Source organism: Microbacterium sp. (genome assembly GCF_031988965.1).
GTDB lineage: Bacteria > Actinomycetota > Actinomycetes > Actinomycetales > Microbacteriaceae > Microbacterium.
Genome location: NZ_DALZXX010000152.1, coordinates 426 through 3,424, shown reverse-complemented (window position 1 = coordinate 3,424; position 2,999 = coordinate 426). Strand labels below are relative to the sequence as shown.

At 70.0% G+C, this 2,999-nt stretch carries 3 protein-coding genes; 1 reads left to right on the top strand and 2 read right to left on the bottom strand.

Features of this window, described 5'->3' with window-relative positions:
• A partial coding sequence (locus RTM68_RS16090) for an Nramp family divalent metal transporter (protein WP_312172841.1) occupies window positions 1-700 on the bottom strand: 700 nt, incomplete at its 3' end.
• A 69-nt stretch (window positions 701-769) separates the two neighbouring features.
• Here RTM68_RS16090 and RTM68_RS16085 point away from each other — a divergent pair.
• Window positions 770-1,429 (top strand): TrmH family RNA methyltransferase, encoded by a 660-nt coding sequence (locus tag RTM68_RS16085; protein ID WP_312172838.1) that lies wholly within the window; start codon window positions 770-772, stop codon window positions 1,427-1,429.
• Window positions 1,430-1,556: 127 nt separating this feature from the next.
• Here the strand turns inward: RTM68_RS16085 and RTM68_RS16080 are convergent, their stop codons facing one another.
• A complete protein-coding gene (locus RTM68_RS16080; RefSeq protein WP_312172835.1) occupies window positions 1,557-2,876 on the bottom strand; it encodes an MATE family efflux transporter in 1,320 nt (439 codons plus the stop codon).
• Window positions 2,877-2,999: the final 123 nt, after the last annotated feature.

The window sequence follows — 2,999 nt, the reverse complement described above, 5'->3', positions numbered from 1 at the left end:
CCGCCGACCCGAACCTGTCGCGCGTCAGCGACGAGTGGGCATAGATCGCGTGGGGCATGATCGTCGCCCCCAGGATGGATGCCGCGAGCAGCACCGAGCCGGTGTCCTCGAAGCGGGGCACGAGTCCGGCGACCACGCCCGCGGGGTCGGGCGGTGCGACGAAGAGCCCGGCCACGAAGCCGACGGTGATGATCAGCATGAGTCCGATGATCACGAACTCGAAGGGGCGGGCGCCGCGACGACTCTGCACCGCGAGCAGGATCATCGACACGGCGCCGGTGATGACCCCGCCGAGCAGCAGCGGAATGTCGAAGAGCAGATAGAGCGCGACGGCGCCGCCGATCACCTCGGCGAGATCGGTGGCCATCGCGACGAGCTCGGCCTGCAGCCAGTACGCCCGACGCGCCCAGGGCTTCGTGAGGCGCGTGCCCAGAACCTCGGGAAGGCTCTGTCCGGTGACCACGCCGAGTTTCGCGGACAGGTACTGGATCAGCCACGCCATGACGTTGCCCGCGACCACGACCCAGACAAGCAGGTAGCCGTACTGGGCGCCTGCGGTCATGTTGCTCGCGACGTTGCCCGGGTCGAGGTAGGCGACACCCGCGACGAGGGCGGGGCCGAGAAGCCAGAGGCTGCGTGGCGGGGCGGCGCTCGCATTCTTCGACGTCGGAGCGTCGTCGATCGTCGAATTTTTAGGCATGCCGAAATCGTAGCGGATTTTTCGGCACACCTAAATATCGATCAGGAACGTGGCGGATACGCTGGCCGGATGGATGAGCAGCCGGCCCAGGACCACCCCGACTCCGGCGACGCATCGCCGCAGCCTGGATACGGGGTCGGCCCGTGGCCGGGCGGCGAATCCGAATGGCCCCAGGGGGAGCAGTACGACCCCGACCTGCTCGCGGTCGGCGACACCCGCAACGTGATCGATCGCTACCGCTACTGGCGGATGGAGGCGATCGTCGCCGACCTCGACACCCAACGGCATCCGTTCCACGTGGCCATCGAGAACTGGCAGCACGACATGAACATCGGCTCGATCGTGCGCAGCGCCAACGCCTTCCTGGCCGACACCGTGCACATCATCGGCCGCCGCCGCTGGAACAAGCGCGGTGCCATGGTCACCGACCGGTACCAGCATGTCGTGCACCACGAAGACGTCGAGACCTTCGCTGCATGGGCGGCGGCCGAAGGCGTCCCGATCATCGCGGTCGACAACGTCGACGGCGCGGTGCCCGTGGATCGCGCCGAGCTGCCGAAGAGCTGCGTGCTGCTGTTCGGGCAAGAGGGGCCGGGTCTGTCGGACGCTGCGCTCGCCGCGGCATCCGCTCACATCGAGATCACCCAGTACGGCTCGACCCGGTCGATCAACGCGAGTGCGGCCGCTGCCGTGATCATGTACGAGTGGTGCCGGAGATACGCCGGCTGACGTTCGGGCCTGCGGAGCGGGGTCAGTCAGTCGCGGTCGACGCCGAAGGTGTTCCGGTAGAGCGCGGTCACATCGCGGAGATTCCGGGATACGTGGACAACCTCGGGTCCCGATCGATCGTGCAGTGCTAGACGCCGGCCGAGATCCAGCGTCCTGAACGCACGCGCCAGCCGAGGGTGCCGAGCCGCGCGAGCAGGTAGACGCCGAAGAACGCGACGGCGAGCCAGATGAGACCGGCGGCACCGTCGACCCCTGTCGCGGCGATGATCCAGAGCGCGGGCAGGAACGGCAGGAGGTTGAGGGCGCCCGCGAGTGCGAGGTAGCGAGCGTCGTTCGCGCCCATGAGAACGCCGTCGAGCACGAACACGACACCCGCGATGGGCTGCGCGACGGCGAGGATCAGGAGCGCCGGCTGCACGAGAGCCGCGACCGCCGGGTCGCCGGTGAACACGATGCCGAGCACGCCCGAGAGAGCCGCGATGAGAGCGCCCACGGCGACGCCGAACCAGGCGCCCCAGGCGACGGTGCGCCGGAGGACCCGATGCACCTGCCGCTCGTCACCCGCGCCCAGCTCCTTGCCGATCAGCGCCTGCGCGGCGATGGCCAGGGCGTCGAGTGCGAACGCGGCGGCCGAGAAGATGGTGAACACGATCTGCCAGCCGGCGAGCTCTCTCGTGCCCAGGCCCGTGGCGACGGCGACCGTCACGAGCAGTGCCGCCCGCAGACTCACGGTGCGCAGGAACAGCCAGCCACCCGAACGCGCGGTGCTGCCCATGCCCTCGCGCCGAGCGCGCAGCGAGGCGTCGTGCGTCGCCGCGAGACGGCGGATCACCAGCACGTAGGCACCGACCATGCCCCACTGCGCCACGACGGTTCCCGCCGCGGATCCGGCGATGCCCCAGCCGAGGCCGTAGATGAAGAGCACGTTGAGCAGGGCGTTGGCGCCGAAGCCGAGACCGGCGATCCACAGCGGGGTCACCGTGTCCTGCATCCCGCGGAGGAGTCCGGTCGCGGCGAAGACGATGAGCATCGCCGGCAGGCCCCACATCGACACCACGAGGTAGGCGTTCGCGTCGGCCGCGACCGCCTCGCTCGCGCCGAACAGCGACACCAGCCACGGTGACGACGCCGGACCGGCGGCGGCGAGCACCGCTCCGATCGCGAGGGCGAGCCACATGCCGTTGATGCCGACCGAGACGGCTTCGCCCGGGCGCCCGGCGCCGAAGAGCCGCGCGACCGCCGGGGTGGTCGAATAGGCGAGGAAGACCATGAGGCCGACGATCGTCTGCAGCACGGCGCCCGCGATCCCGAGACCGGCGAGCGGGGTCGTGCCGAGGTGGCCGACGAGCGCGGCGTCGACGATGAGGAAGGCCGGCTCGGCGATCAGAGCGCCGAGGGCGGGGACGGCGAGGCGCAGGATCTCGCGGTTGAGAGTGCGCTCGGTCATCTTCCGAGCCTATTGGGTGACGGTGGCGCCGAGACGGTCCTGGATCGGGGGCGACGGGGCCCCCGCCGCCCCTCCGGTCGTACCCTGGAAGAACCGGATGCCACGGAGGTGCGTCATGACGGA